This is a genomic window from Leucobacter insecticola (assembly GCF_011382965.1).
Lineage (GTDB): Bacteria > Actinomycetota > Actinomycetes > Actinomycetales > Microbacteriaceae > Leucobacter > Leucobacter insecticola.
Genome location: NZ_CP049934.1, coordinates 1517248 through 1540685 on the forward strand (window position 1 = coordinate 1517248; position 23438 = coordinate 1540685).

22 protein-coding genes and 1 pseudogene are annotated in these 23438 nt (G+C 62.7%); 13 read left to right on the plus strand and 10 right to left on the minus strand.

Annotated features, from left to right (window positions below):
* Positions 1-30: 30 nt before the first annotated feature.
* The 9 genes and pseudogenes from G7067_RS06990 (at position 31) to G7067_RS07030 (ending at position 9636) form a co-directional block, all read left to right on the plus strand.
* Positions 31-489 carry a hypothetical protein gene (locus G7067_RS06990; RefSeq protein WP_166323041.1) on the plus strand — a complete coding sequence of 153 codons (459 nt, stop codon included), beginning with the start codon at positions 31-33 and terminating at the stop codon, positions 487-489.
* Positions 486-977 (plus strand): DUF5085 family protein, encoded by a 492-nt coding sequence (locus G7067_RS06995; RefSeq protein ID WP_166323043.1) that lies wholly within the window; start codon positions 486-488, stop codon positions 975-977. The genes G7067_RS06990 and G7067_RS06995 overlap by 4 nt, the downstream gene beginning before the upstream one ends.
* Positions 978-1016: 39 nt before the next feature.
* Positions 1017-1223, plus strand: coding sequence for a hypothetical protein (locus G7067_RS07000; protein WP_166321097.1), 207 nt, complete (start codon positions 1017-1019; stop codon positions 1221-1223).
* Positions 1201-1545: pseudogene (locus tag G7067_RS07005) on the plus strand (ATP-binding protein); the annotation flags it as partial. The gene G7067_RS07000 and the pseudogene G7067_RS07005, both read left to right, overlap by 23 nt.
* Positions 1546-1983: 438 nt before the next feature.
* On the plus strand, positions 1984-3522 hold the full coding sequence (locus tag G7067_RS07010) for an ABC transporter substrate-binding protein (RefSeq protein WP_166323045.1): 1539 nt from the start codon (positions 1984-1986) through the stop codon (positions 3520-3522).
* 26 nt (positions 3523-3548) lie between these two features.
* Complete coding sequence (locus G7067_RS07015) at positions 3549-4532, plus strand: ABC transporter permease (RefSeq protein WP_244300989.1); 984 nt, start codon at positions 3549-3551, stop codon at positions 4530-4532.
* Positions 4529-6412: a dipeptide/oligopeptide/nickel ABC transporter permease/ATP-binding protein gene (locus tag G7067_RS07020; RefSeq protein WP_244300990.1), complete on the plus strand. Its 1884-nt coding sequence runs from the start codon at positions 4529-4531 to the stop codon at positions 6410-6412. Before G7067_RS07015 ends, G7067_RS07020 begins: the two co-directional genes overlap by 4 nt.
* A complete protein-coding gene (locus tag G7067_RS07025) occupies positions 6409-7236 on the plus strand; it encodes an ABC transporter ATP-binding protein (protein WP_166323049.1) in 828 nt (275 codons plus the stop codon). The genes G7067_RS07020 and G7067_RS07025 overlap by 4 nt, the downstream gene beginning before the upstream one ends.
* 57 nt (positions 7237-7293) lie before the next feature.
* Positions 7294-9636 carry a DEAD/DEAH box helicase gene (locus tag G7067_RS07030; protein WP_166323051.1) on the plus strand — a complete coding sequence of 781 codons (2343 nt, stop codon included), beginning with the start codon at positions 7294-7296 and terminating at the stop codon, positions 9634-9636.
* A 144-nt stretch (positions 9637-9780) separates the two neighbouring features.
* On the opposite strand, the gene G7067_RS07035 is transcribed toward G7067_RS07030, so the two are convergent.
* The 8 genes from G7067_RS07035 to G7067_RS07065 all read right to left on the minus strand — a co-directional run bounded on the left by G7067_RS07035 (position 9781) and on the right by G7067_RS07065 (position 18006).
* On the minus strand, positions 9781-10866 hold the full coding sequence (locus G7067_RS07035) for a hypothetical protein (RefSeq protein WP_166323053.1): 1086 nt from the start codon (positions 10864-10866) through the stop codon (positions 9781-9783).
* Between the two features lie 261 nt (positions 10867-11127).
* Positions 11128-12540, minus strand: a complete 1413-nt coding sequence (locus G7067_RS07040; RefSeq protein WP_166323055.1) for an aldehyde dehydrogenase family protein — start codon at positions 12538-12540, stop codon at positions 11128-11130.
* A gap of 97 nt (positions 12541-12637) precedes the next feature.
* Positions 12638-13864: a multidrug effflux MFS transporter gene (locus G7067_RS07045; RefSeq protein WP_244300991.1), complete on the minus strand. Its 1227-nt coding sequence runs from the start codon at positions 13862-13864 to the stop codon at positions 12638-12640.
* The gene (locus tag G7067_RS07050) at positions 13861-14874 is read right to left on the minus strand and encodes an alpha/beta hydrolase (protein ID WP_166323057.1); all 1014 of its coding nucleotides are present in this window, start codon (positions 14872-14874) and stop codon (positions 13861-13863) included. Before G7067_RS07050 ends, G7067_RS07045 begins: the two co-directional genes overlap by 4 nt.
* Complete coding sequence (locus tag G7067_RS07055; RefSeq protein ID WP_166323059.1) at positions 14867-15913, minus strand: alpha/beta hydrolase; 1047 nt, start codon at positions 15911-15913, stop codon at positions 14867-14869. Before G7067_RS07055 ends, G7067_RS07050 begins: the two co-directional genes overlap by 8 nt.
* A gap of 2 nt (positions 15914-15915) precedes the next feature.
* Positions 15916-16155 (minus strand): aldo/keto reductase, encoded by a 240-nt coding sequence (locus G7067_RS14240; protein WP_244300992.1) that lies wholly within the window; start codon positions 16153-16155, stop codon positions 15916-15918.
* 58 nt (positions 16156-16213) lie between these two features.
* Positions 16214-16873: an aldo/keto reductase gene (locus tag G7067_RS07060; RefSeq protein ID WP_244300993.1), complete on the minus strand. Its 660-nt coding sequence runs from the start codon at positions 16871-16873 to the stop codon at positions 16214-16216.
* Between the two features lie 11 nt (positions 16874-16884).
* Positions 16885-18006, minus strand: coding sequence for a zinc-binding dehydrogenase (locus tag G7067_RS07065; RefSeq protein WP_205881091.1), 1122 nt, complete (start codon positions 18004-18006; stop codon positions 16885-16887).
* A gap of 148 nt (positions 18007-18154) precedes the next feature.
* Between G7067_RS07065 and G7067_RS13800 the strand changes: the two genes are divergently transcribed.
* A complete protein-coding gene (locus tag G7067_RS13800; protein ID WP_205881092.1) occupies positions 18155-18799 on the plus strand; it encodes an amidohydrolase family protein in 645 nt (214 codons plus the stop codon).
* On the plus strand, positions 18796-19560 hold the full coding sequence (locus G7067_RS13805) for an amidohydrolase family protein (protein ID WP_205881093.1): 765 nt from the start codon (positions 18796-18798) through the stop codon (positions 19558-19560). The genes G7067_RS13800 and G7067_RS13805 overlap by 4 nt, the downstream gene beginning before the upstream one ends.
* A 65-nt stretch (positions 19561-19625) precedes the next feature.
* Here the strand turns inward: G7067_RS13805 and G7067_RS07075 are convergent, their stop codons facing one another.
* Positions 19626-20366 carry an SDR family NAD(P)-dependent oxidoreductase gene (locus G7067_RS07075; RefSeq protein WP_244300994.1) on the minus strand — a complete coding sequence of 247 codons (741 nt, stop codon included), beginning with the start codon at positions 20364-20366 and terminating at the stop codon, positions 19626-19628.
* Between the two features lie 143 nt (positions 20367-20509).
* On the opposite strand from G7067_RS07075, the gene G7067_RS07080 reads away from it, so the two are divergent.
* A complete protein-coding gene (locus G7067_RS07080; RefSeq protein WP_205881094.1) occupies positions 20510-21499 on the plus strand; it encodes an aldo/keto reductase in 990 nt (329 codons plus the stop codon).
* Between the two features lie 13 nt (positions 21500-21512).
* Here G7067_RS07080 and G7067_RS07085 read toward each other — a convergent pair whose 3' ends face one another.
* On the minus strand, positions 21513-22241 hold the full coding sequence (locus G7067_RS07085; protein ID WP_205881095.1) for an alpha/beta fold hydrolase: 729 nt from the start codon (positions 22239-22241) through the stop codon (positions 21513-21515).
* A gap of 214 nt (positions 22242-22455) precedes the next feature.
* Here G7067_RS07085 and G7067_RS07090 point away from each other — a divergent pair, with 214 nt between their 5' ends.
* Positions 22456-23430 (plus strand): methyltransferase family protein, encoded by a 975-nt coding sequence (locus tag G7067_RS07090; protein ID WP_166323063.1) that lies wholly within the window; start codon positions 22456-22458, stop codon positions 23428-23430.
* Positions 23431-23438 lie beyond the last annotated feature (8 nt).

Consider the following 23438-nt stretch of genomic DNA (forward strand, 5'->3'; position numbering starts at 1 on the left):
TGTTTGCGGATTTGAGAGAAGGTGTGTGTGATGGTTGAAGGTGTGGTTGTGAGGCCGAGGGTATTGCAGTTACGGGATGTGGTGTCTCACACGGTGACGTTGAGCGAGGGTGAATCTGCGCTTGACGTGATGGATGCTGTGGGGAGCTATTTTAAGAGCGTGCTGATGCAGAACGGGTATTACACGTCGGGGCCGATCGTGTTTTCGTATCTACCAGGTGGTGACCGGTTTACGGTGATGACGTCGTTGGGTAACGAAGTTAACATTGTGGACGATTCTGAGCAGAGCTTCGGGTTTTTGAAAGAGTTACGGGTGGAGTCCGACTATTTCTACCGTCACTGTGATGTCGCGGAACCGATCCCATACGATCTGCTGTTTGAAAAGGTGTCTGAGTCGGGGCGAGCGGTATCGACGGTATACCACGTTGTGCTCGACGTGTTCGGAGACGTGATGCTTGACCTGTATGTTGAACCGGAGCAAACGTCATGAGCGTCGCAGGCCGGGCGGTGACGTTTGGTGAGCGTCTTGCATTTCAAAACGTGGTGTCGTATCGCGCCAAATTCCCATATGAAGAGTTTGGGGCACGGCTTGAGGAGTTCCTCTCTAATGTGGTCGCGTGCGGGGGTACCTTGCGCGGTCCCATGATGTACAGCCTCAATAATGTGCCGCTCGATGAGGTGACCGATATCGAGTTCTTTATGCCGGTGAACGAAACCTCCCTCGAGGTTCGTGGGGGGATGCGTTTCCGTACATACTTGCAAATTACCGATCTGGCGCGGAGTGTGGTAGTTGGTGATTTCGAGCGGAACACGGAGGCCGTCTATGTGTTGCTGGTGGCCTCACTGAAAGAGGCCGGTCTGGAAATCAACGCCCCGTTCTTTCATGTGCCCGCTCGTGACGGGGCTGGACATATGGCAGTGTATTTGGGGTATCGAAACCCTGAGGAGCTTAATCGTATCCTCAGCGAAGATCCTTAGAGGTCGTGGGAATCGAATAGGCCTATTGTGGCGTCCGGTGTGACGGCGATGATCAGCGGCAGCAATCCCACGATGATACTGGGGAAGGGGCTCGCGACGCTGCTGACGGCGTCGTTCACGGTCCCGCAGTACAAGATGCTTGGTGTGATCTCCGAGACGTTGGCGGTCCGGAAGCAGTTGTTCAAAGAAGCCGGGGTAGCGAATCTTGAACAGTACGGGACTCTACATTTGGATGCCCGACCTTGAGGAGGCATGGCATGCAGCGGCGGATAAACCCGGCGGGAAAGAGAAGCTCTTGCGAAAGTATGCGGCCTATCAACTGTTAACCATTGACGAGTGGCTCCTTGACCAACCCAGTGACAGTCTGCGCGGGATGCTCCTCGAACTATTCGAACGTCGTTACGACACCGCATCGACCGTGTTTTGTACCCAGTACGCGAAGAAGGACTGGCATGAACGACTCGGTGGCGACGTCCATGCTGACGCCATCATGGACCGAATCGTGCACCGCACGATCTGGGTAGAAACCGGCGAAACAATCATGCGAGAGAGTAACGCTCGCCGATAACAGTCTGCTGGCGGGTAGCAGCCTCTTGGGGTGCTGCTCGCCAGTACTACTCGGTGCTGCTCCGCGGCAATATCGAGTGCTGCTCAGCCGCAATAACAATGCTGCTCAAGCCGTCGAATACTCAGTTGAGCGCTGAGACCCCTGTGCCTCCGCCCTGAACGAGATGCGCAAAGCCCCAAGTGTCCAGGCGAGGATTCTGTGGGTTCGGGTGTGCCACCCGAAAAAGCTACTCGCCACCTGTGGGTTCGTGTCTGAGTTGTTACATTTCCGTCAGAACGTGGACTTGTTTTTATTGTCAACGTGCGTAGAATGAAACCGACGGCACACCGAAGTGGCGCCACACTCTCCGAAGGAACACACTTGTTCCAAGCGGCAGGTGCGTGGATAAGCAACGGAGCCTCACCCAAGCAACATGTCCGAAGACCGAGAGAAGTAGACATGATGAAAAATGCACTGAAGGGCCTCGCGGTAGTCGCGGCGGCTGCCCTGACCCTTACAGCCTGTTCGTCGGGCGGCTCCGGCGGAGACGGTGACAACAAAACTGAAGGAAACCTGCCACTCAACATCGGCAACTTCCTCGACGTCACCTCCTGGGATCCTTCGCTCGCAGACATTGGCTTTGACGGGCCCTATATGTCGGCGGTCTACGATCCGCTGGTGGTTGTTGACGGCGACGGAGAACCCCAGCCCGCTCTTGCGACCAAGTGGGAAGTATCCGAAGACTTCAAGACGATCACCATGGATCTCCGCACTGACGCGGTGTTTTCCGACGGTGAGAAGTTTGACGCCGCGGCCGCTGTGAAAAGCCTGGAGTACTTGAAGGCCGGGGTGCGCTCGCAGGAGGCATACAACAAGGTGGAGAGTTTCGAGGCGGTCGATGCAGACACTATCGCCATCCACCTCACCGAGCGCGACGACACGATCCTCTACTTCATGGGGCTCGGACGCAGCTACATGATGGCTCCCGCCGCCATTGATGACGGCTCGCTGGCTCAGGCACCCGTCGGATCCGGTCCCTATACGCTGGGCAAAGCATCGATCCCGGGTGCCGAGTACCACTTCGATAAGGTGGCTGACCACTGGGCGGCGGACGACTTCCGTTTTGACCCGCTCGTGATCTCGCCGCTGAGCGATCCGACCGCAATGCTGAACGGTATGGAGGGTGGCCAGTTCAATGTGATCTATGGCGACCAATCCGCGATTGACCTCGCGGCCGCCAACGACTGGAATGTGAGCTCAGGACTCGCCACCTGGGTTGGTCTGCAGTTCACGGATCGCGCGGGTACCACCGAGATGGGCAAACCGCTTGGTGACCTGAAGGTGCGCCAGGCGTTGAACACTGCTTTCAATGGTGCAGAAATGCTGAAGGCTATCGCGCGGAGCAACGGCACCGCCACGAATCAGGTCTTCCCCGCAGACACCACGGGCAACCTGTCCGATCTCAACGGACTCTACAAGCCCAGCATCGAGACGGCCAAGAAGCTGCTCGCAGAAGCGGGTTACGCAGACGGATTCTCACTCAAGATGCCAATGGCGGGCCCCTTCCAGCCCTACCAGGCCGCGGCTGAGCAGGTGTTCGGCGAGCTCGGAATCAAAGTGACCTGGGATGAATACCAGTTCATGGACTACATGGGCAACGCTCCCACCTACCCGATGTTCATCGGTGTGATCTCGATGGATGGCAACGCCGTTGCCACGGTTGAGCGCCAGATCGCGATGCCGCAGTGGTACAACCCCAACACCGGCCTTGAAGCCTTCCCTGAGATCAAGGCCCAGACCGAGAAGGTATTCACTGCCGCTCCCGGTGACGAGCAGGACACCGAGATTGAGGCCCTCAACAAGATGGTGACTGAAGAAGCCTGGTTTGCGGTGTGGTACCAGGCGAACAACTCCTACATCTCGACGAAGGAGTTCACGGTGACACCGGTCATTGGCATGATGTTCCCGACGCTTCGGCACATCAACGTCGTAGGCTAATCCCTCTGGGGAGTGGGTCCTAAAAAGTGGACCCACTCCCCGTCACCGAATCGAACCAGGAGTATTCGATGCTCACCTTCACGCTTAAGCGCCTTCTCTCCGGGGTGATCTTGTTGTTCGCGGTGGCGACTGCGACGTTCTTCCTGGCCCACGCCGCGATCCCGGATCCGACCCTCGGGCTGCTTGGGAGCGCGGCGACGCCAGAAGCCCAAGCTTCTCTCGCGCAGAAGATCGGAACCGACAGGCCTGTAGTCGTGCAGTACGGCGAGTGGATCCTGCAGCTCGTGCAGGGAAACTTCGGCGATTCCTGGCGAAACTTCCAGCCGGTGTCAGAACAGATCGCCACGAAACTTCCCGTGACACTCTCTGTCGTAACCATTGCAATTCTGCTGTCTGCTCTGCTGGGTGGCGTGCTCGGTGTGCTCGCGGGCCTCCGTCCCAACACCTGGATCGACAAGCTCGTGAAAGCGGGCGCTGTGGTGCTGTTCGCGCTTCCCGGCTTCTGGGTGGCGCTTGTGCTCGTGATGCTTTTCGCGGTGCAGCTGAAATGGTTCCCCGCTGTGGGCTATACGCAGCCAGGGCAGTCGCTCAGCGGTTGGGCGTTATCGATCACGCTCCCGGCGATTGCGCTTGCAGTCGGGGCGGTCGTGATGATTGCTGAACAGCTGCGAAACGCCATCATCCAGGCCGACCGCCAAGACTATGTGCGGACACTTCGCAGCCGTGGCCTCCCCAGACATCGCATTGTGATCCACCTGCTGCGCAACGCTGCGCCGGCATCACTCACCGTGCTCGCCCTGATGTTCGTGGGTCTCCTTTCCGGTGCCATCGTGGTTGAGCAAATCTTCGCGCTCCCCGGTATCGGCGCGCTCACGCAGGGATCCTCGCAGAACGGCGACATCCCCATGCTGCTCGGCATCACCGTGATCACGGTGGTGTTCGTCGTCATCGTTAACTTCCTGCTCGACATCCTGCTTGGCTGGATCAACCCGAAGGCGCGTGTGAAATGACCGTTCCGATGACCGAAGCACTCACCGGCACTGAGCCGATCACAGGCGTCACCACCGATCCCGTGGATCCGCGCGGAACGACCAGGCGTTCGACCTTCGCACGTTTCCTGCGCCGCCCGGCCGGTGTCATCTCGATCACCACCCTCGCGCTGATCGTGCTCGTCGCTGTATTCGCGCCCTGGCTTTCGCCCTATGATCCGAACGCCGTTGACCTCGGTCTGACGCGTGCGCTGCCGAGCCCCGAGCATCTACTTGGGGGAGACACCGCAGGCCGAGATGTGCTCAGCCGTCTCATCTGGGGTACGCAGATTACCCTTTGGGGTGCCCTTGTTGCGATCGGTACCGCCGTTGTGCTTGGTGTTCCCACCGGGCTTGTGGCCGGGTACACCGGGGGCATTGTTGACCGCATCGGCACCTGGATCAGTGACGCGCTGCAGGCTGTTCCCGGCATGATCATCCTGCTCATCGTGGCCGCAAGCACCCGCAACGACTTCACGCTGCTCATGATCACGGTCGGTGTGTTTATGGCCCCGGGATACTTCCGGTTGACCCGCTCGACAGTACTCTCGGTGCGCAACGAGGCCTATATCGATGCCGCTCGAGTCGCGGGACTCTCGAACCTGCGAATCATGAGCAGACACGTGATCCGCGTCGTGTTTGCTCCCATCGTGATTCAAACGGCCCTCACCGCAGGCATGGCAATGGGTATGCAAGCCGGTCTTCAGTTCCTCGGTATCGGAGGAGGCACCACCCCCGGCTGGGGCGCTGCCATGAATGAAGGCTTCAAAGTGATGCGCACGGATCCGCTGCTCCTCCTATGGCCCTCAGTCGCCCTCGGCATCACGATTGCCGCGCTTGCGGTACTCGGCTCAACTCTCGCCGATGTGATCAGCGTCAAGACCGTCACTCTGTCGCGTCGCGAGCGGCGCAGGATCCTGGCGGAGAATGCAGCAAAGAAGCCCGCCAGCTCCTCCACCACCGGATCGTTGTCGATCGCGGCAGTTGACTCCGCGGTTCGCTTGGAAAACTTGCGCGTAAGCTACGAGACCGACAGCGGCGAGGTCGAGGTGGTGCACGGCATCACTCTCGATGTTGCCCCGGGAGAGGTGCTCGGGATCGTGGGGGAGTCCGGATCCGGTAAATCACAGACTGTCTTCTCGATGCTCGACCTGCTCCCACAATCGGGGTATTACAAGGCCGACGCGATCTGGATCGGCGGCGAGGACGTTACCACGCTGTCGCGCAGGGAGAGGGCGGAACTGCTCGGCCACGAGATTGGCTACATTCCACAGGAGCCGATGACGAACCTCGATCCCTCCTACACCATCGGCTACCAGATGACCGAGCCGTTGCGCGCCGTGCACGGGATGAGTCGAACAGAGGCTCGTGAGCGTGCGCTTGAGATGCTCGACAAGGTTGGCATCGTTGATCCGCAGCGGGTCATGAAGTCGTACCCGCATGAGCTTTCGGGCGGAATGGCGCAGCGCGTGCTGATCGCTGGTGCAATCTCCGGCAAGCCGTCTGTGCTGGTGGCAGATGAGCCCACCACCGCGCTCGACGTCACGGTGCAGGCGGAGGTGCTCGAGTTACTGCGCGAATTGCAGCAGGAATACCAGATGTCGCTCATTATCGTCACCCACAACTTTGGCGTGGTGGCCGACATCTGCGACCGGGTCGTTGTGATGCGATCCGGATCCATCGTCGAGATTGACGACGTGGGACCGATCTTCGCGCACGCCGAGAACCCCTACACGCGCGAGCTTATTGCCGCATCACTCGACGGCGCTGAGAGCCGCAGCGAGATCGATGCCGCGTTCAGCGCATCCGCACCTGGCACACAGATGAACGGCGCACGGACCCACGAGGAGGAACGCGCATGAGTGAGTTTGCACCGCTGCTGCGGGCGGAAAACGTAGTCGTTGAGTACGGTTCGAAGCGCAAGCCGAATCGAGTGCTGCACGAGGTATCTCTCGAAGTGGGTGACGGCGAGTGCGTTGGGTTGGTGGGCGAATCAGGATCGGGCAAGTCGACGCTCGGCAAGGCTATCCTGGGCCTGGTGCCTGTTGCGAGCGGCAAGATCACGTTTGATGGACGCGACATCACGCATCTTTCTGGCCGTGCGAGGCGGGATCTCGCTGCCGATATTCAGGTAGTGTTTCAGGATCCCTATGGCTCACTGAACCCGATGATGACGATCGGCGATATTCTTTCCGAGCCGCTCTCTACGACCGGGGTGAGTCACCGCGAAGGGCGCAGCATTGTCAGTGAAATGCTGGAACGGGTCAGCCTACCCGCTTCGGTTATTGACCGTTACCCCAATGAGTTCTCGGGTGGGCAGCGGCAGCGCATCGCGATCGCTCGTGCGCTGGTGCGAAAGCCCAGACTCATCATTTGTGATGAGCCGGTGAGTGCGCTTGATCTCACCACGCAGGCGACGGTGCTCGAACTGCTCATCGAGCTGCAGCGTGACACGGGCGTCTCCTACCTTTTTGTCTCGCACGATCTCGGGGTGGTGCGCAGCATTTGCCACCGCGTTGCCGTGATGTATCGCGGCAACCTCGTTGAGATCGGGGACGGTGACCAGGTGACTCGGGATCCGCAGCACGCCTACAGCCAGCGGCTGCTCGCGGCTTCACCCGTGGCGGATCCCGTGCTGCAGGCCAAACGTCGGGAGGCCTGGCTCGCGCTGCGAGTCTCCGCATAGCGTGTGAAGGCACCGGGGCGGTACTGCCCGGAGTCCGAAGGGGAGTAGAATACACTAATGACTTCTCCTGAAAACTCCGTGCCTGATACGGCACCTGAAGCACCTGAGCGCACCGCGGGCGACACCCCAGAACGCGCGAGTGAAGTGCTCACACTTGACCAGATTGAGGCCGCAGTTGTTGCGGTCGACACCGAAGACGCCAAAGCCGCGGAAGCTCCTGCGGCCGGGGAACACACTGAAGCGGCGGTTGCCGAAAAGCCCGAGACTGCACGCATTACCTTTGATGAACTCGGGCTCAGCGAGCCGATCCTGCGCGCAGTGAAGGGCCTTGGCTACGAGACCCCCTCTGCGATTCAGGAGGCAACGATCCCGACCCTGCTGTCGGGGCGTGACGTCGTGGGTCTCGCACAGACGGGCACCGGCAAAACCGCGGCGTTCGCTCTGCCGATTCTGTCGCGGATGACCGCAGGGAGCGGCAAGCCGCAGGCGCTTGTGTTGGCGCCGACGCGTGAGCTTGCACTGCAGGTCTGTGAGGCGTTTGAGAGCTATGCCGCGCATCTTCCCGAGGTGCACTTGCTACCCGTGTACGGTGGGCAGGCCTACGGCCAGCAGCTGTCCGCGCTGCGCCGTGGCGTCGACATTATTGTCGGTACGCCCGGCCGCATCATGGACCATATGAAGCGCGGTTCCCTTGATCTCAGCGAGGTCAAGTACCTGGTGCTCGACGAGGCCGACGAAATGCTGAAGATGGGCTTCGCGGAGGACGTAGAGACGATCCTCGCCGACACGCCCACCGAGAAGCAGGTTGCGCTGTTTTCCGCCACGATGCCGGCGCAGATCCGCCGGATCTCGCAGCAGTACCTCAACGATCCCGCAGAGGTCAAGATTGCAAGCAAGACCCAGACGAGCGCGAGCATCACGCAGCGCTACGTTGTGGTTTCCTACACGCAGAAGCTTGACGCTCTGACGCGCATCCTCGAGGTGGAAAACTTCGACGGCATTATCGTGTTTACCCGAACCCGCAACGACACCGAGCAGGTTGCCGAGAAGCTGCGTGCGCGCGGCTATTCCGCGGCAGCGATCAACGGTGACGTGCAGCAGGCTCAGCGCGAGCGCACCGTGCAGGCGCTGAAAGACGGCAAACTCGATGTGCTTGTTGCGACCGACGTGGCCGCGCGTGGGCTTGACGTCGAACGCATCAGTCACGTCATCAACTTTGACCTGCCGATTGACACCGAGTCCTATGTGCACCGCATCGGTCGCACGGGCCGCGCTGGCCGCACGGGAGACGCGATCAGCTTCGTCACGCCGCGCGAACGCCGAATGCTGAAGTCGATTGAGAAGGCCACCAAGCAGCCGCTCACTCAGATGGCGCTGCCCGGCGTTGAAGAGGTCAACGCGACTCGTCTTTCGCGTTTCGACGACGCCATCACGGCGGCCCTCGACGAGACGGCGCGAATCGATCGCTTCCGTGACATCATTGCCCACTACGTGCGCAACCACAACGTGCCCGAAGCTGACGTGGCTGCTGCGCTCGCCGTGGTTTCGCAGGGTGATACTCCACTGCTGCTTGACGAGAACGACGACCGCAAGTTTGCCCGAGATCGCGCGCAGGCCGCGAAGTTTCTCGAAGACGGCGGCGACCGTGGCGGACGCGACTTTGATCGCCCCGAACGCGCCCCTCGCGGTGAACGTCGCAGCGACCTGCGGATGTACCGCATCGAGGTCGGACACCGCCAGAAGATCAACCCGGGCCAGATCATCGGCGCGATCGCGAACGAGGGCGGACTCACCCGGGATGACTTCGGTCGTATCCAGGTGCGCGACGACTTCTCGCTCGTTGAATTGCCAGCCTCGCTATCGCCCTCAACGCTGTCGGCGCTTGAACAGACCCGGATCAGCGGCAAGCTGATCGAGCTGAAGCCGGATTCCGGCCCCGCCCCTCGCGGCAAGGGTTGGGAACCGCGCGGCGATCGCGGCGGTGACCGTCGCGGCGGAGGCGGCTACCGCGACGATCGTGGCTCGCGTGATGGTGGCGGTTACCGCGGCGACCGCGGCGACCGGGGCGGAGATCGGGGCGGAGATCGTGGTGGTTACCGTGATGACCGCGGCGGATACCGCGGTGACCGTGACAACCGCGGTGGCGGTGGTTATCGTGATAATCGTGGTGGCGGATCGCGCGACGGTGGTGGAAGCGCCGGGTACCGGGGCGACCGCGGCAACGACCGTGGCAATGACCGTGGTGGGTTTGGCGGATCCCGTGGCGGAAATGACCGCGGCAACTCCGGTGGCTACGGCGGATCCCGCGATGACAACCGCGGTGGGTACCGCGGAGACCGCGACAACCGGGGTCCCCGCGACGGCGGAAGCGACCGCGGCCCCCGCAAGCCCCGCTGGTAGCCCGCGCCCTGCTGAGCCGCTCCCGCGGCCTGCCTGACGAGTGTCCCCTGTACTGACGAAAGTCTCCCGTACCCACACGAATTGGCTTGCGGGCAAGGGAGACGCTCGTGGATATGGGGGACACTCGTCCGGCGGCAGTGTCGCTCACGGGAGTCTGAGGAGGAATGCCGCGGTCTCCCTGCCGAATTGCAGGGTGGGGGATCCGGGGACTTCGACTTTGAAAGCCCTCAGCCTCTCAGCAAACACTGCGGCGGTGGTGACATCTTTCGCTCCCCATCGCACCCCACGCATCCCGCTCTCGCCCGCGGCCCAGTCCTGGCGCTGCTTTTCCTGAAGCACAACCTCCGCAGGCGTGCGATAATTCAGCAGCTGTTTGTCGCTGTATTTCATGGCTCCGTCGCACTCCCCAAAGATGCCCTGCTCGTGAAGCACAAAGTCGAGGTACAGCCATCCTGTGTGTTCTGCAGCGATCCTGACCTGAGGTATCACCGCGATCCCGAGTTGATGAAAACGCAACCGGCTGATCGATTCCAGAGGAGAGTCCGTTCGCGGGTCGGCGAGGGTTGCGAGGGCCCGGGTCACAGCCATCCCGCGACGCCGAGCATGGCGGCGCGTGTACGTAATCAGTTCGTCCTGCCATTCGTGCCAAGATTGTGTATCGACCAGTCGATTCACAGTGAACATTTCTCTCAACAGAGCATCGGTGCAGGCAAGGGCGATCCCGAACGGTTCGGTGCACGCGAGGTCAATGACAGTTCTCGAAGGAGAGGTGCAGCTGAGTCCAGCAACGATTTCGACGTCTTCGGGTCTGAGCGTACCTCGGTGCCGTCGGAGTGACCTGCTCCGTGTGCCACGCTTTGCGGTGCTCGTGATGTCGACGACTTTAGTGCTGGCGGGATCAAGGGGTGTGCCACAGATTCGCCCCATCCAGGCCGACCAGATGGGGAGACCATAGAGACTCGCGGCTGAGCGGTGAGAGAACACTCGTGGCGACCCGGCCGCACGCTGCACTGCGAGCATGGCGGCGAGATGTCGGTCGGCCAGGGAAGCGCTGTCCCAGAACTCGCCGTTCACGTAGCTGTCACGCCGCAGCCGCACAAGTGCTTCGGTGTTGAGCTTGGTGGCGACTGCGCGCTCGGTGAGCCCGGATTGGAACAGGGACCGCGCGTCTAAGAGCTTCGTCTTGAGTTCGGCAATGTGAGCGGGGGTGACCGGTGCGTCTTGTGGCATGACTCTAGCCTGCCGGGTCAACACCCCTCGCTGGTCGACTTCATGCAACCTGTGGATAAACTCGGCGATCCCTGCACCTGTGAGCGGAGGATCCCGCCCCTGCCCGCCTCGCCCCTCCCCGTAGGAATGGCGAGCGTCCCCCAAACTGGCGAGCGTCCCCCTTGTCCGCGCTCAAGATGGCGTAGATAAGGGGGACGCTCGCCGGGATTGGAGACTCTCGTGGGCCGGGGCCGGGGCCGACGCTGGCCAGGCCCGCGGGTGCTAGCCGCTGATGACGTGCGGCTCGGCGACGGCTTTCAGGCCCTCAACACCGAACTCGCGGCCGTAGCCGGACTGCTTCGCGCCGCCGAACGGGATCATCGGGTGGAGGCCACCGTGCGAGTTGATCCAGGTGGTGCCGGCCTGCAGGCGAGCTGCCACCTCGAGTGCCTTCGCGCGATCCGATGACCACACCGAAGAACCGAGACCGACCTCAAGCTCGTTCGCGAGCCGCACGGCTTCGTCGAGGTCGGAGTAGCGGATGATCGGCAGTGCCGGTCCAAACTGCTCTTCAACAACGAGATCGTTCTGCGGATCGATGTCGGCGACGATCGTGGTTGGGTAGAAGTTGCCGACGGCATCGTGATCGGGGTTGCCGCCGAGCACAACACGCGCACCAGAGGCCTTCGCCGACTCCACGAGCCGATCAACGATTTCGTACTGTGCGCGATTCTGCAGCGGCCCGAGCACGTTCTCTTCTTCGACGCCAACACCCATCGGCACGTTCTTCGCGAAGTTGACCAGGTTCTCGACGACCTCGTCGTACACCGAATCGTGCACGTAGAGGCGCTTCAGCGCGGCGCAGGTCTGACCGGTGTTGATGAACGCACCCCAGAACAGGCCTTCGGCAATCGCTGCGGGATCCACGTCGGGAAGCACGATCCCAGCGTCGTTGCCGCCGAGTTCGAGCGTCAGACGGGTGACGTTGTTGGCGGAGGCCTCGATGATGCGCTTGCCGACCGGGGTGGATCCGGTGAACATGATCTTCTGCACCTTTGGGCTGCGGGTGAGCGCATCGCCCACGGTGCTGCCGGGGCCGGGGACGACGTTGAGCACGCCCTCGGGGAGTACCTGATTCATGACCGCAATCAGCCCGACAACGGAGAGCGTGGTGGTTTCCGCGGGCTTCATGACAACCGTGTTGCCCATTCGCAGCGCCGGGGCGATCTGCCAGATCGAGATCATCATCGGCCAGTTCCAGGGAGAAATTGCGCCAACCACACCGAGCGGACGGTAGTGCATCTCTGCATAACCGGACTCATCGTCAACGATGACTTCGGTGGGGAGAGGGGTGTCGGCGGGGGTGCGGGTCCATGCGACGCAGCCGCCGACCTCAAAACGGGCGTTCGGCCCGTTGAGCGGCTTGCCCTGTTCGCGCGACAGGAGCTCAGCGAGTGCTTCAGAGGACGCCTCGATCGCGTCTGCGGCCTTGTGGAGGTAAGCGCGACGCTCGTCATCGCTGAGTGCCGCCCACGACACCTGCGCGGCCTCGGCCTTGTCAATTGCGGCTTCAAGCGCCGCAACATCCTGCACGGGCGCCTTGCCGATCAGCTCACCGGTAGCCGGGTCAAACACGTCACGTGTCTCGCCACTGGTCGGTGTGATTGCGGCGAGCAGGCTTTCGTAGGTATTCATGAGTCCTCCACTTCGAGTAGTACTTCCAGACTAGGCCGCGCCGGCACAAACGCGCTTGTCGATCGCTGAAGCCCGCTTGACGAACCGGGCACAGTCATCACCGTGCGAAGCGGCGTACTGCGATCATGCCGATTCCGGCGGCGACCACTGCGCCCGCGGTGATGCTCGCCGCCATCGTCAAGGCGGAGGTGCCAGCGAACGCGGAAACGAGGGGCGCCGTCAGGGCTCCGGCGGTGAACATTGCCATACCGAACAGTGCCGAGGCGGTACCTGCGCGAGATCCGTGCCCACCGAGGGCGAGAGTTGTTCCGTTGGGGCCGCCGATGCCTGCGGACCCGAGATACAGCGCGAGCAGCACGATGATCAACAGCGGGGACGCGCTCAGTAGCGTCGACAACAGCAGAGCGACGCCAGCGACAGCGCCGGCAATCTGGCCCGCAAGGTACATGCGCACCGTGCCGAGGCGCGGTACCAACAGTCGCGAGAGTTGCGCCCCACCCAGCTGGGCCAGCGCGTTGAAGGCAAAGACTAAGCTGAAAATCTGCGGGGTGAGCCCAAACTCGCCCTGCAACACAAAGCTCGACATCGACAGGTACGAGAAGAACGCTACGCCGCCGAGGCACGCGGCGACTACGAGTGCGACAAAGAGTGGGTCGCGCATGATGACGGAGATGTGACTTCCGGTCGTGCGGAGCACGCTTCCCGAATGCCGACCGTCGACGAGCGTTTCACGCAGACCAAACTGCGCAACCAGTACGAGCACGAGCCCGATGCCGGCGAGCACGAAGAAGATGCCGCGCCAGTCCATGATGAGCGCGAGTTGTCCGCCGATGATTGGGGCGATGATGGGAGTCAGCGAGGTCACGAGCGTGAGGAGCGAGAGCATTCGCGAGAGTTCAACACCTTGAAAGAGATCCCGCGCCACCGCCATGCTGATGACCATGCCGGCGGATCCTGCGAGTCCCTGCAAAAATCTCGCGGCGATCAGGATCTCGATCGATAGCGCCATCGCGCACACCGCCGACAGCAGCGCGAAGAGCACGACGCCGATCACGAGCGGGCGCTTTCTTCCGAAACGATCTGACAGTGGCCCCGCGATGAGCTGGCCGAGACCCAGCCCGATCATGCACACGGACATGGTGGCCTGGGCGAGCGCGTCAGTGGTGTCGAGCGTGCGTGCGAGCTGCGGCAGTTGAGGCATGTAGAGATCCATGGAGAGCGGGCCGAAGGCTTCAAGCGCACCCAACACGAGTGTGATGCGCAAGAGGCCCATCGGGCGGGATCCGCCAGACTCTGATCTGCCGGATCGTGACCCGCGGTTCATCGGGTGAGGATCCGTTGCCACCAGCTGTCCCGGGCCGCGAGCGCCGCGCGCGACACGGTGGCGTCGGGGGAGAAACCGCTGAAACCGTGGTATCCGCCGGACCAGACGTGCAGTTCGGCCTCGCCTCCTGCGGCCCAGATCCGGCTCGCATATGTGACTGTCTCGTCGCGGAACACCTCGGCGGATCCGACCTCCAAGAACGCGGGAGGTAGCCTCGAGAGGTCGGTGGCGCGGGCGGGAGCCTGGTATGGGTGAACCCGTGACGTGCCGCGATCGGTGCCGAGCGCCGCGTTCCAGCCTGTGTCGTTGTTGTTTCGATCCCACGCCCCAATACCGTCATACTGCCAGCTCGACACGGTGTCGTTGCGGTCATCGATCATTGGGCAACCCACCATCTGGCCTGCGATGTGCGGCCCGCTGCGATCCCGCGCCATCAGAGCTACTGCAGCGGTGAGCCCGCCGCCGGCCGACGCACCCGAGACGACGATCCGATCGGGATCGATGCCGAGCGTTTCCGCGTGATCCGCCATCCAGCAGAGCGCCGCGTAGCAGTCCTCGGCCGCCGCAGGCGCGGGGTGCTCGGGGGCGAGGCGATACTCGACGCTCACTCCCACGGTGCCGAAGCGCTCGGCGAGGTCGATGATGTCGCCGGTTGCGAAGAAGCGCGTGCCGAGCACATAGCCGCCGCCGTGAATGCTGAGCACCGCCGGGCGCGGGGGGTCCTCCGCAGGGTGGGATCCCGCAGGCCGAACTACGGTGATCTCAATCTCGGGTGCGCCTTCGGGGCCCGGGATCACCAGGTTCTGCCACGAGATCGCGCGCCCCTCGACCTGCGCCTCCATCGGAGGAATGATCGTTTCGAAGTGTTCGCGGTTCTCCAGGATGGTGTGGGCGCGCAGCGGGATTCGCTCCACCAGATCCATGAAGGCCGAAAGGCCCGGGGTAAGATCAGGATCGTAGGCGACGGGATCCGGTCGCGGTTGAGGCGCCACAGGCACATACTCACACATCTTCGTCTCCCCTCGTTTCGGCAAAGATTCGGCTCAGCCAGGAGTCACGTGCGGCGAGTGCCGCTCGGGTGATTTCGGACTCGGGCACATACATGTCGAAACCGTGGCATCCCCCAGACCAGACATGCAGTTCGGCTGAGCCCCCAATTGCCCAGATGCGAGAAGCATAGTCGATGTCTTCGTCACGGAACATCTCGGCGGCGCCGACTTCGATGAATGCGGGGGGTAAACCCGAGAGGTCTGTCGCACGGCTGGGGGAGGCGTAGGCGGGTGCGTCGAGCGAGTAGGCGAGTTCTTCGCCGAGCAAGCATTTCCACGCAAGGAGTGCGGCATCGCGTGACCAGGTGCCAATGCCGTCGTATTGCAGGGAGGACACGGTCGTGTTGGTGTTGTCGAGCATCGGGCAGAGCAACAGCTGACCGGCAATTGCGGGGCCACCCCTATCCCGCGCCATCAGCGATACCGCGGCGGCGAGGCCGCCTCCTGCGCTGCCGCCCATTACGATGAGACGGCCAGGATCGCCGCCGAGCTCCGTGGCGTGGCGTGCGGCCCATACCGTCGCGGCGTAGGCGTCCTCCACCCCGGCGGGAAAGGGGTGTTCGGGCGCGAGACGATATTCAACATTGACGCCGATCACGCCGTGCCTAGCGACGAGGTCGATGACGCGGCCGTGTTCCCAGCTGCGGTGACCGACGATCATGCCGCCGCCGTGGTAGTTCACAAGAATTGGGAGTGGTGAGGCTCCTCGCTCTCTCGGTGAAAACACGGTGATTTCCAGATCGGGGGCGTCTGCAGGCCCAGGGATCACGAGCTCTTGCACGCTGACGGAAAGACCGGCAGCAGCGGTTTCGGCGTCGGGGAAACCGGGGCCCGAGGTACGCGCAGACGCCAGTGTCTCCTCGCTCAGTGGTGGTGTTGGGTCGTTGGCGAGCGCGGCAAGCATCGGCTGCATTTCGTGATCGAAAGGAACCGGTGTGATGGTCGGGGTTCCGTATGCGATCGGGACGCTGCCGATTGAGGTGACGAGTGCATTGTGCATGTTTATGGTCCCTCCGGATCAACGAGGCCGCGGTCTGCCCAAAACGGTTCAACGCGCGCGCGAAGCGTCTCCTCTCCAACGCGCTCGAGCAACTCAAGGCTCGCGAGGTTCGCGTTCAGTTGCTCAACGCTTGACGCGCCAAAGAGTGTTGTCGCCGTCGCGGGGTGAGTGAGGGTGAACGCAATGGCGAGCTGTGCGGGAGTGGCGCTGAGCTCCTCTGCGAGCGCCACAAAGCCCGGCACGTCGTCGATGATCCGCTGTCTGATGCCCCCGGATCCCTGCCCACCTCGCGGTCGGTGTTCACTTTGCCCGCGAGATAGCCCCCTCCATGACGTCCGATGCCTGCATAGATAGCCCCTGCTGCCACAGTGCGGCGAAGGGTTCACCGTCGGGGATTGAACGCCGGGAGACGCTGTACTTGAGCTGTGCGATCTCGGGGCCGGCGACCCCCTCGGCTGCCGCCAGATCGATGAGCGACTGCACGTTCGAAGCCGACCAGTTGTTGACGCCCCAGGCTCGGATCAGCCCGTCTTCGCGCAGTGATGCGAGGCTCAACACGATATCGCGGAGTGCGACGTCGTCGCGGCGCAGATCCCCCAGGATGACGAGGTCGGCCTGCTCGTCCCCCACGCGGAAAAGCGCGTTTTCCAGCTGCGGTCTAAACCCTGCCTGATCGTCCCAGCCTTCAAGCCACAGCTTTTCGGAGAGCAGGTAGTCCTCGCGGGCCACTCCTGCCGCACGGATGATGGCGGAGAAGAGCACATCGGTGAATGCCGGTGGACCATCCGGGGCTGAGTACACCCCCACGTCGAAGAGGTTAATGCCGCGGTCGACGGCCGTGCGCACGAGCTCGACCGCATCCTCAAAATGCATGCGGTCATAGATGTGCCAGGAGCCGAGAGCGAACACCGAGGTTTCAAGCTCGCTCGCACCGATGCGACGCCGGGGGATCTGGGTCATGGTTGGTCCTTTCACCGTGATGTCTTTGTGATGCTGGGATCGATGACGGCCTTGACCTCACCGAGGCGGTGCATGTTGGCGATCCGCTCGCTCGCCTCTTCAAGTCCGCAGGGGGCCGAGAATAGCTCGTCCCAGGGGAAACGGTCTGCGAAGGAGCGGAAGAACTCGATCGATCGGAAGTAGTCGGAGATGTCACCGTTGAGGGACCCGACGACATTGAGCTCCTTGCTCATGATCGCCGAGAGCGGGAAGGTATCACCCGTGGGCCCGGTTGATCCGACGATCACGACGGTGCCGCGCTGGGCAGCCATCGCGATGGCTTCGGGGCCGATGCTGGGGGCTCCCGCGAAGTCGAGGACGAGGTCAGCGCCGCGTCCTGCCGTGACCTCCGCTACGCGTGCGATGGTGGCCTCGGATCCGCCCGCGATATCGATCGTGTGCGTTGCGCCAAACTTCTCGGCGAGGGCGAGGCGGGCCGGTGGGGCACCAACCGTAATGACGGTGCCCGCGCCCGAGATGCTGGCAACTGCTGTGGCAAAGAGTCCGAGGGCTCCGGATCCTTGCACGACAACGGTGGAGCCGGGGCGCACGCCTCCAGCCCGATCGAATGCGCGCAGTACGGTCTTGGCCGCGCAGCCTGCGATGGATGCCCAGGTGTCCTTGACCTCTGTGGGAAGTTTGAGTTTCTGCGCGCCGGAGGTGACATAGGCGTACTCCGAGAGCCCCGCGGTCGCAAACGGCGAAACATCGGAGCGTTGCAGGAAGCCGTAGCCGCGTTGTGAGCAGGCGACGGGCTGGCGCAGCACGGTGCAGCCAAAGCACGCGCCGCACACCGACTCTGACCATCCAATGCGGTCGCCAAGCTGAATCGGTTCACCGAGGGCGTCGGCGGCGCCGTCACCGACCGCAATCACTTCTCCGACCATTTCATGGCCGAGGACCATCGGGAGCATTCCGGGGAAGGTCATTTTGCCTTCCCAGATCTCGATATCCGTGCCGCACAGGGTGGTGCAGGTGATCTTGACGAGCGCCGCGCCAGGTTCGAGTCGCTCCGGTAGGGGGAGTCGCTGTAGCTCGAGCGCCTCACCGTGTTTGGTCAGTACCGCGGCGAGGGTGGATGTGGGGATCGTCATTGAGTGCTCCATTCCAGCGGGATTCGGTATGGCGTCGTTGCTCGCGTGCCGATGATGTGGTTTTATTCTACATACGTTGAAGTAAAACGGAAGGGCCACTCCGCGCCCGATCCGAGATCTCGTCCGAGATCCTGCCCAAGGAGAAGCAATGATGCAGCCCGCCGATTTCCCACGACCGACGCCTGCGGACCTCGTGCTGCGCGGAGGGTCGGTGCTGGTACTTGATCCCACAGGTTCCCGCGCACAGGCCGTTGCCGTGGCCGCGGGGCGGATCGTCGCGGTGGGGTCTGCGGAAGAGATTTCACCCTGGATCGGCGAAGCAACAAGGGTCATTGAGCTCGCGGGCCGCGCCGTAATCCCGGGCATCAACGATTCGCACCTGCACGGCAGCTGGCTCGGAGCGCGGTGGCCACACACGTTCTTTGGTGCTGAGGATCCGGAGGCCGCCGCACAGGTTTCGGGCGTGCTCGTGTCGACACGGGCCGAGCGGCGCGAAGCGATCCTGCGCGCGGGCAGGCTCCTGACAGAACTTGGCATCACCAGCTACACGGAGCCCGGGATCGGGCCGGGCGAAGATGAGGGTGAGACCGGCAGCTTCCATAGCGAGGTGCTTGACATCTATCGCGAACTCGCCTTGGAGGGCGCTCTGCTGCAACGGATCACGGCACTTGCACTCTATGGGATCCTCGACGGTCCGAGTGACCTCGCGACCGTGCTTCGCGGGATTCGGGGCAGCGTGAGCGAGGTCTTGATGAGGGTGCAGATCCCGCGTGGTTTCGGGTCGCCGGTGTGAAGCTCTTTGGGGATCTGATTCCGCTGTCGCGCCAGGCGTGGACAAGTCGAAGCTACGACGACGGGAGTCATGGGGATCTCCTGGTCGAGGGTGACACGCTCGAGGAGAAAGTGGCGGATCTCGCTGAGATGATCCGGGTGGCACACCTTGAGGGGCTGCAGCTCGGGGTGCACGCGACTGGAGACCGCACGATCCAGCTGGTGATCGACGCGATAGCTGAGGCTGAGGCCGCACCCGGATCGCCGAGCGCTCGCGAGCTTGCGCACACGGTGATTCATGGCGATCTCGCGACCCCGAAGCAGATCGAACAGATGGCGGCCTTGGGAATTTGGCTCAACGCACAGTCAGGGATTGCGACACAGACCTTTGAGTGGCTGGCGGCGCTCATGGGGGAGGATGCTGCCCACGAGGCTTGGCGGTTTGGGGACGCGCTCGATGCCGGTGTGCTCGTGCTGTCATCTGACGCACCTGTGCTGAACTTCGACTGGCGGCGTGGCATCGCAGATGCTGACGCGCGGATCGTCGCGACAGCTGGTGCGGAAGGGGCTGAGCGTCGCCTGCTCGGTCTGCTGCGCGCCTACACCGCGGTGCCGGCGGCGCAAGATCGTGCCGCTGCATGGAAGGGCACCATCGAGGTTGGTAAGGTCGCCGACCTTGCCGTGCTCGCCGCCGACCCCTTTGAGGTGGGGGCCGCGGGGCTTCCCAGCGTTGAGGTCGATCTCACGGTGCTCGACGGCCGGGTGGTGTTCGAACGATTCTGACGGATTGAGTGACCCTGCGGGCCCTGCCGGTAGGCGGGGCTCGCAGGAGCTCTCGGGGGTATGGCCTACGTCAGCAGTTGACCGCCGTCCACCGGCAGGCACACGCCGGTGATGTGAGCGGCTCCCGGGCTCGCGAGGAAAAACACTGCCGGGGCGATGTTGTGCACCTGGGCGAGGTCGCCGAGCGGGATTCTGTTTGCCCAGGCTGCTCGTTCGGCTGAGCCCTCGGGCATGCCCTGTTGGAGCATGGGCGTCAGCACCGGGCCGGGCGCCACGGCGTTCACTCGGATCCCGTGCTCGGCGAGCTCGATGGCGGACCAGCGTGTGACCGAATCGACGGCGGCCTTGCTGGATTCGTAGGCGCCCATGCCGGGGGTTGGCTGGCGGCCACCGATGGAGGAGATGTTGACGATGGCGCCCCCGCCACCCGCCGAGACGCGGTGCTTTGCGAAGGCCTGCGTCACGATGAAGGTGCCGACGACGTTGACGTCGAGGATCGAGCGGTAGGCTGTGGCGTCAAGCTCGACGACCGTGCCGTGCACCGAGAGGATCCCGGCGTTGTTCACGAGAACGTCGATGGGGGTGTCTTCGAAGGCTGCGAAAGCTGCGGCTACGGCGGACTCGTCGGTGATGTCGAGAGGAATCGCCCGGGCCTGGGTCCCGAGCTTAGCGGCGGCTGCGGTGACGGCTTCGGCGTTGAGATCCACCAGGTGTACTCGGTCGCCTGCGTCGATGAATGCCTGGGCGATGCCTTGACCAATGCCGCCTGCGCCGCCGGTCACGAGGATATTTCGGGGAGAAAGCACGGGGACTCCTTTGTCTGCGTGGCGCTCGGCAGGATGCATAAAGCGCTCTGGGGGCGTACCTGATATTATACGTATGTAGAAAATAAATCTGCAGGAGTTTCTGAACAATTTGCAGGATCCAACGCACGTGCAAGGAGGCACCCGTGACCCACACTCATTCCGTTCCCACTCGCCAGCTTGGCCCGGGAGGCCCCCGGGTGCCCGTGTTTGCGCTCGGCTCCTGGAATACCTGGGACCGTATGGAAATCGAAGAGCGCCTCGCGCTGATGAACCGGGCGGTAGAGGTCGGATCCGGATTCTTCGACGTCGCGTATTACAACATGGGCCCGCATGCGGAAGCTTCTCGCACCGACTTGCTCTTCGGGGAAGCGCTGCGCGAACTCGGTCTTGCTCGTGAAAAGTACCAGTTGTGTGGAAAGCTGTGGCTCTGGGAGTACCCGCAGACCGGATTCGCAGACCAGATGGACGTCTCGCTTGAGCGGATTGGCGCGGGGCAGGGCGGGCCCGAGTCGTTCGAAACCGTTGTGGTCGGAGACTTCGTGGGCGAGATCGACATCGCGCAGGTGGTGCGAGACGTGCAAACCGAGATTGATGCCGGCCGATTCGCAAGCTGGGGCGTGAATAACTGGCCCGCAGCATCCCTGCAACTGGCGCTCGATACGGCTCGGGTCGAAGGGCTCACCCCGCCAAGCTTCGCTCAGCTGAAGTACGGCCTGGTGCGGCGCACGATGGCCGAGGGTGAATACTACGGGCGCTGGTTTGAGGAGGGAACCCTTGCTCTGCAGGCCTCGGATTCGTTTGAGGGAGGGATCCTCGTCGGCCAACTGAGTCCCGGCCGCAAGATTGGCGCCGACGTCGGAGGTATCCGAGAGCAGATCGTTGCCGCGTACCCGCGCGTGCTCGCGATCGCAGCTTCACTCGACACCACTCCCGCGCAGCTCGGGATCGCCTTCTGTCTGGCCAACCCGGCGACGGCCAATGTTCTCTTCGGCGCATCCAAGGTCAGTCAGTTCGACGATAACCTCGGCGCGATTGAGCTGCTCGAACGCGCGGGTGCTCAGCGGATCCGCGAGGCGACCGCGGGGCTCTGGCTCGACCGCGAGGTGCGTGCCGACGGGGTGTGGGCGCCCTAGTGTCCCGGCTTCCCTAGCCCGCGAGGAACTCGATGGCCGCGGAGCGAAACTCCGGGCTATCGAGTGCGCCGCGGTGATCGCCCGGCACTGTGGAAAGTTGGGCGTGGGGGAGTCCCTCGATGAGGGATTCAAGGCCCTGTGTCATGTCATCTTCTCTGCCCGCAACGAAGAGAGTGGGGATCTGCGGGCCGGTTCCCTTGCTTGGCGCAAAGGGTTCGGAGGCAAGTCCCGAGATGAGGGTGGCGAGCGAGGTGGTGTCCTGGCCTGGCGCGGAGATCATGCCTGCCATCATGCCGACCAGTGGGTTCGCGGGATCCTGTCCAGCAAGTGCAGCCTGTAGCTCTGCCGGGTCAACCGCGGTGAATGGTTCGAATGGGCTGAGCCCACCGAGAACCATGCGGCGCACCCGCGGTGACGCTTCGGGGAGTTCCCATGCGAGACGGGACCCGAGGGAGTAGCCCACCACATCAAACTCACCTTCCGGCGCGTGGGTCTCAATCGCGTCCAGGATTGTGCGCACAACCTCTGAGGTGGTTGCGTTGTCTGGGGACAGCGGGGCGTTGTTCTCGCCATGGCCGGGGAGATCAATTGCGATGACGGATCTACCCGCCGCGCTCAGTGCCTCGGACCACCCGGTTGCGAGAAAGTCCTCTCCGGCGTTGGAAGCGAAGCCGTGCAGCAGGACCACCGGCGTCTTGCCGTTGACTGAAGCTGCGGGGAGGTAGCGGGTGTTGAGAGGCAATGGTCGCCCTTTCGACGGTGAAGTGGGTGCTTTTTTCTATGTTAGTAGAAAATAAATGAATCAACGCTAGACATTATTCTTCTACGATTGTAGAGTTTCCCGCAAGCGCAGTGTTTTGTTCGCTTTGCATGTGAACACCGCTGTAGATGAAGACCGCTGAAAAGGACATCGCCGTCCCGCGCCACGGGACGGCCCAACACCGAGGACACACGCCATGACCGCAACTCCCGAACGAATCGTAGATATTGCCATCGGCTTCATGGGTGCGAAGCAGCTCGATGCCGCAAGTCGCATTGGTCTCTTCTCCGCACTTGCGCATGGACCGAAAGACATCGCGCAGTTGGCGGAGGCCACGAAGCATGCACCTCGTCAGGTGCGCACGCTCGCGGACGCGATGAACTCGCTGGGACTCCTCGAACGCAAGAACGGCACGTATTCGCTGGCAGAGGATGCCGCTGCATACCTCTCGGGAGCGGGGGAGATCGATCTCACTCCCTTCATCGCCTTTCTTGGTGACATCAGCTACAAGCAATGGCTGGGTTACGACCGCACCGTCGACACCGATGAGGCGGGCACCCTTGATCTCGACGAGGCCGGCTGGGGCGACTTCATGGACGGCGTCATGACCTACAACGCTCTGCACGCTGAGCAGTTTGGGGCAGCGTTCGACTTCACGAGCTACCGCAACGCGCTCGATTTTGGTGGCCTCGCGGCAGGATTCTCGCTCGCTGCGATGACTCAGAACCCCGAGCTCAATACGCGCTTCGTCTACGCCCCTGATATGTCAGGATCGATTGCTGAAGCCGTTGAGGCTGCGGGCTTCTCCGGCCGGGTCACTGTGGAAGACGCTGAAACGGAGACGGCAAAACCCGGTGGTGAGCACGATCTGGTGCTGCTCACCCACGTGCTGCACCGTTTCAATGAGTCGCAGAACCTTGCGATCCTGCAGGCGGCTCGCGATGCTGCGGCCCCCGGAGCAACGTTGATGCTGCTTGACTTTTTCCTCGATAATGACGGCACTCAGCGAAAGATTGACGCGCTGCATGCCGGTGAGTACTTCAACATCGACGGCACCGTCGTGTATCCGATTGATCAGGTCGAGGGGTGGCTCGCTGCGACCGGCTGGCGCTCTGATCGCCTCGTTGCGCTTCCGGGCAGCCCGCGGGTGCTGGTAGCAACAGCGATCTAGTGTGGCAA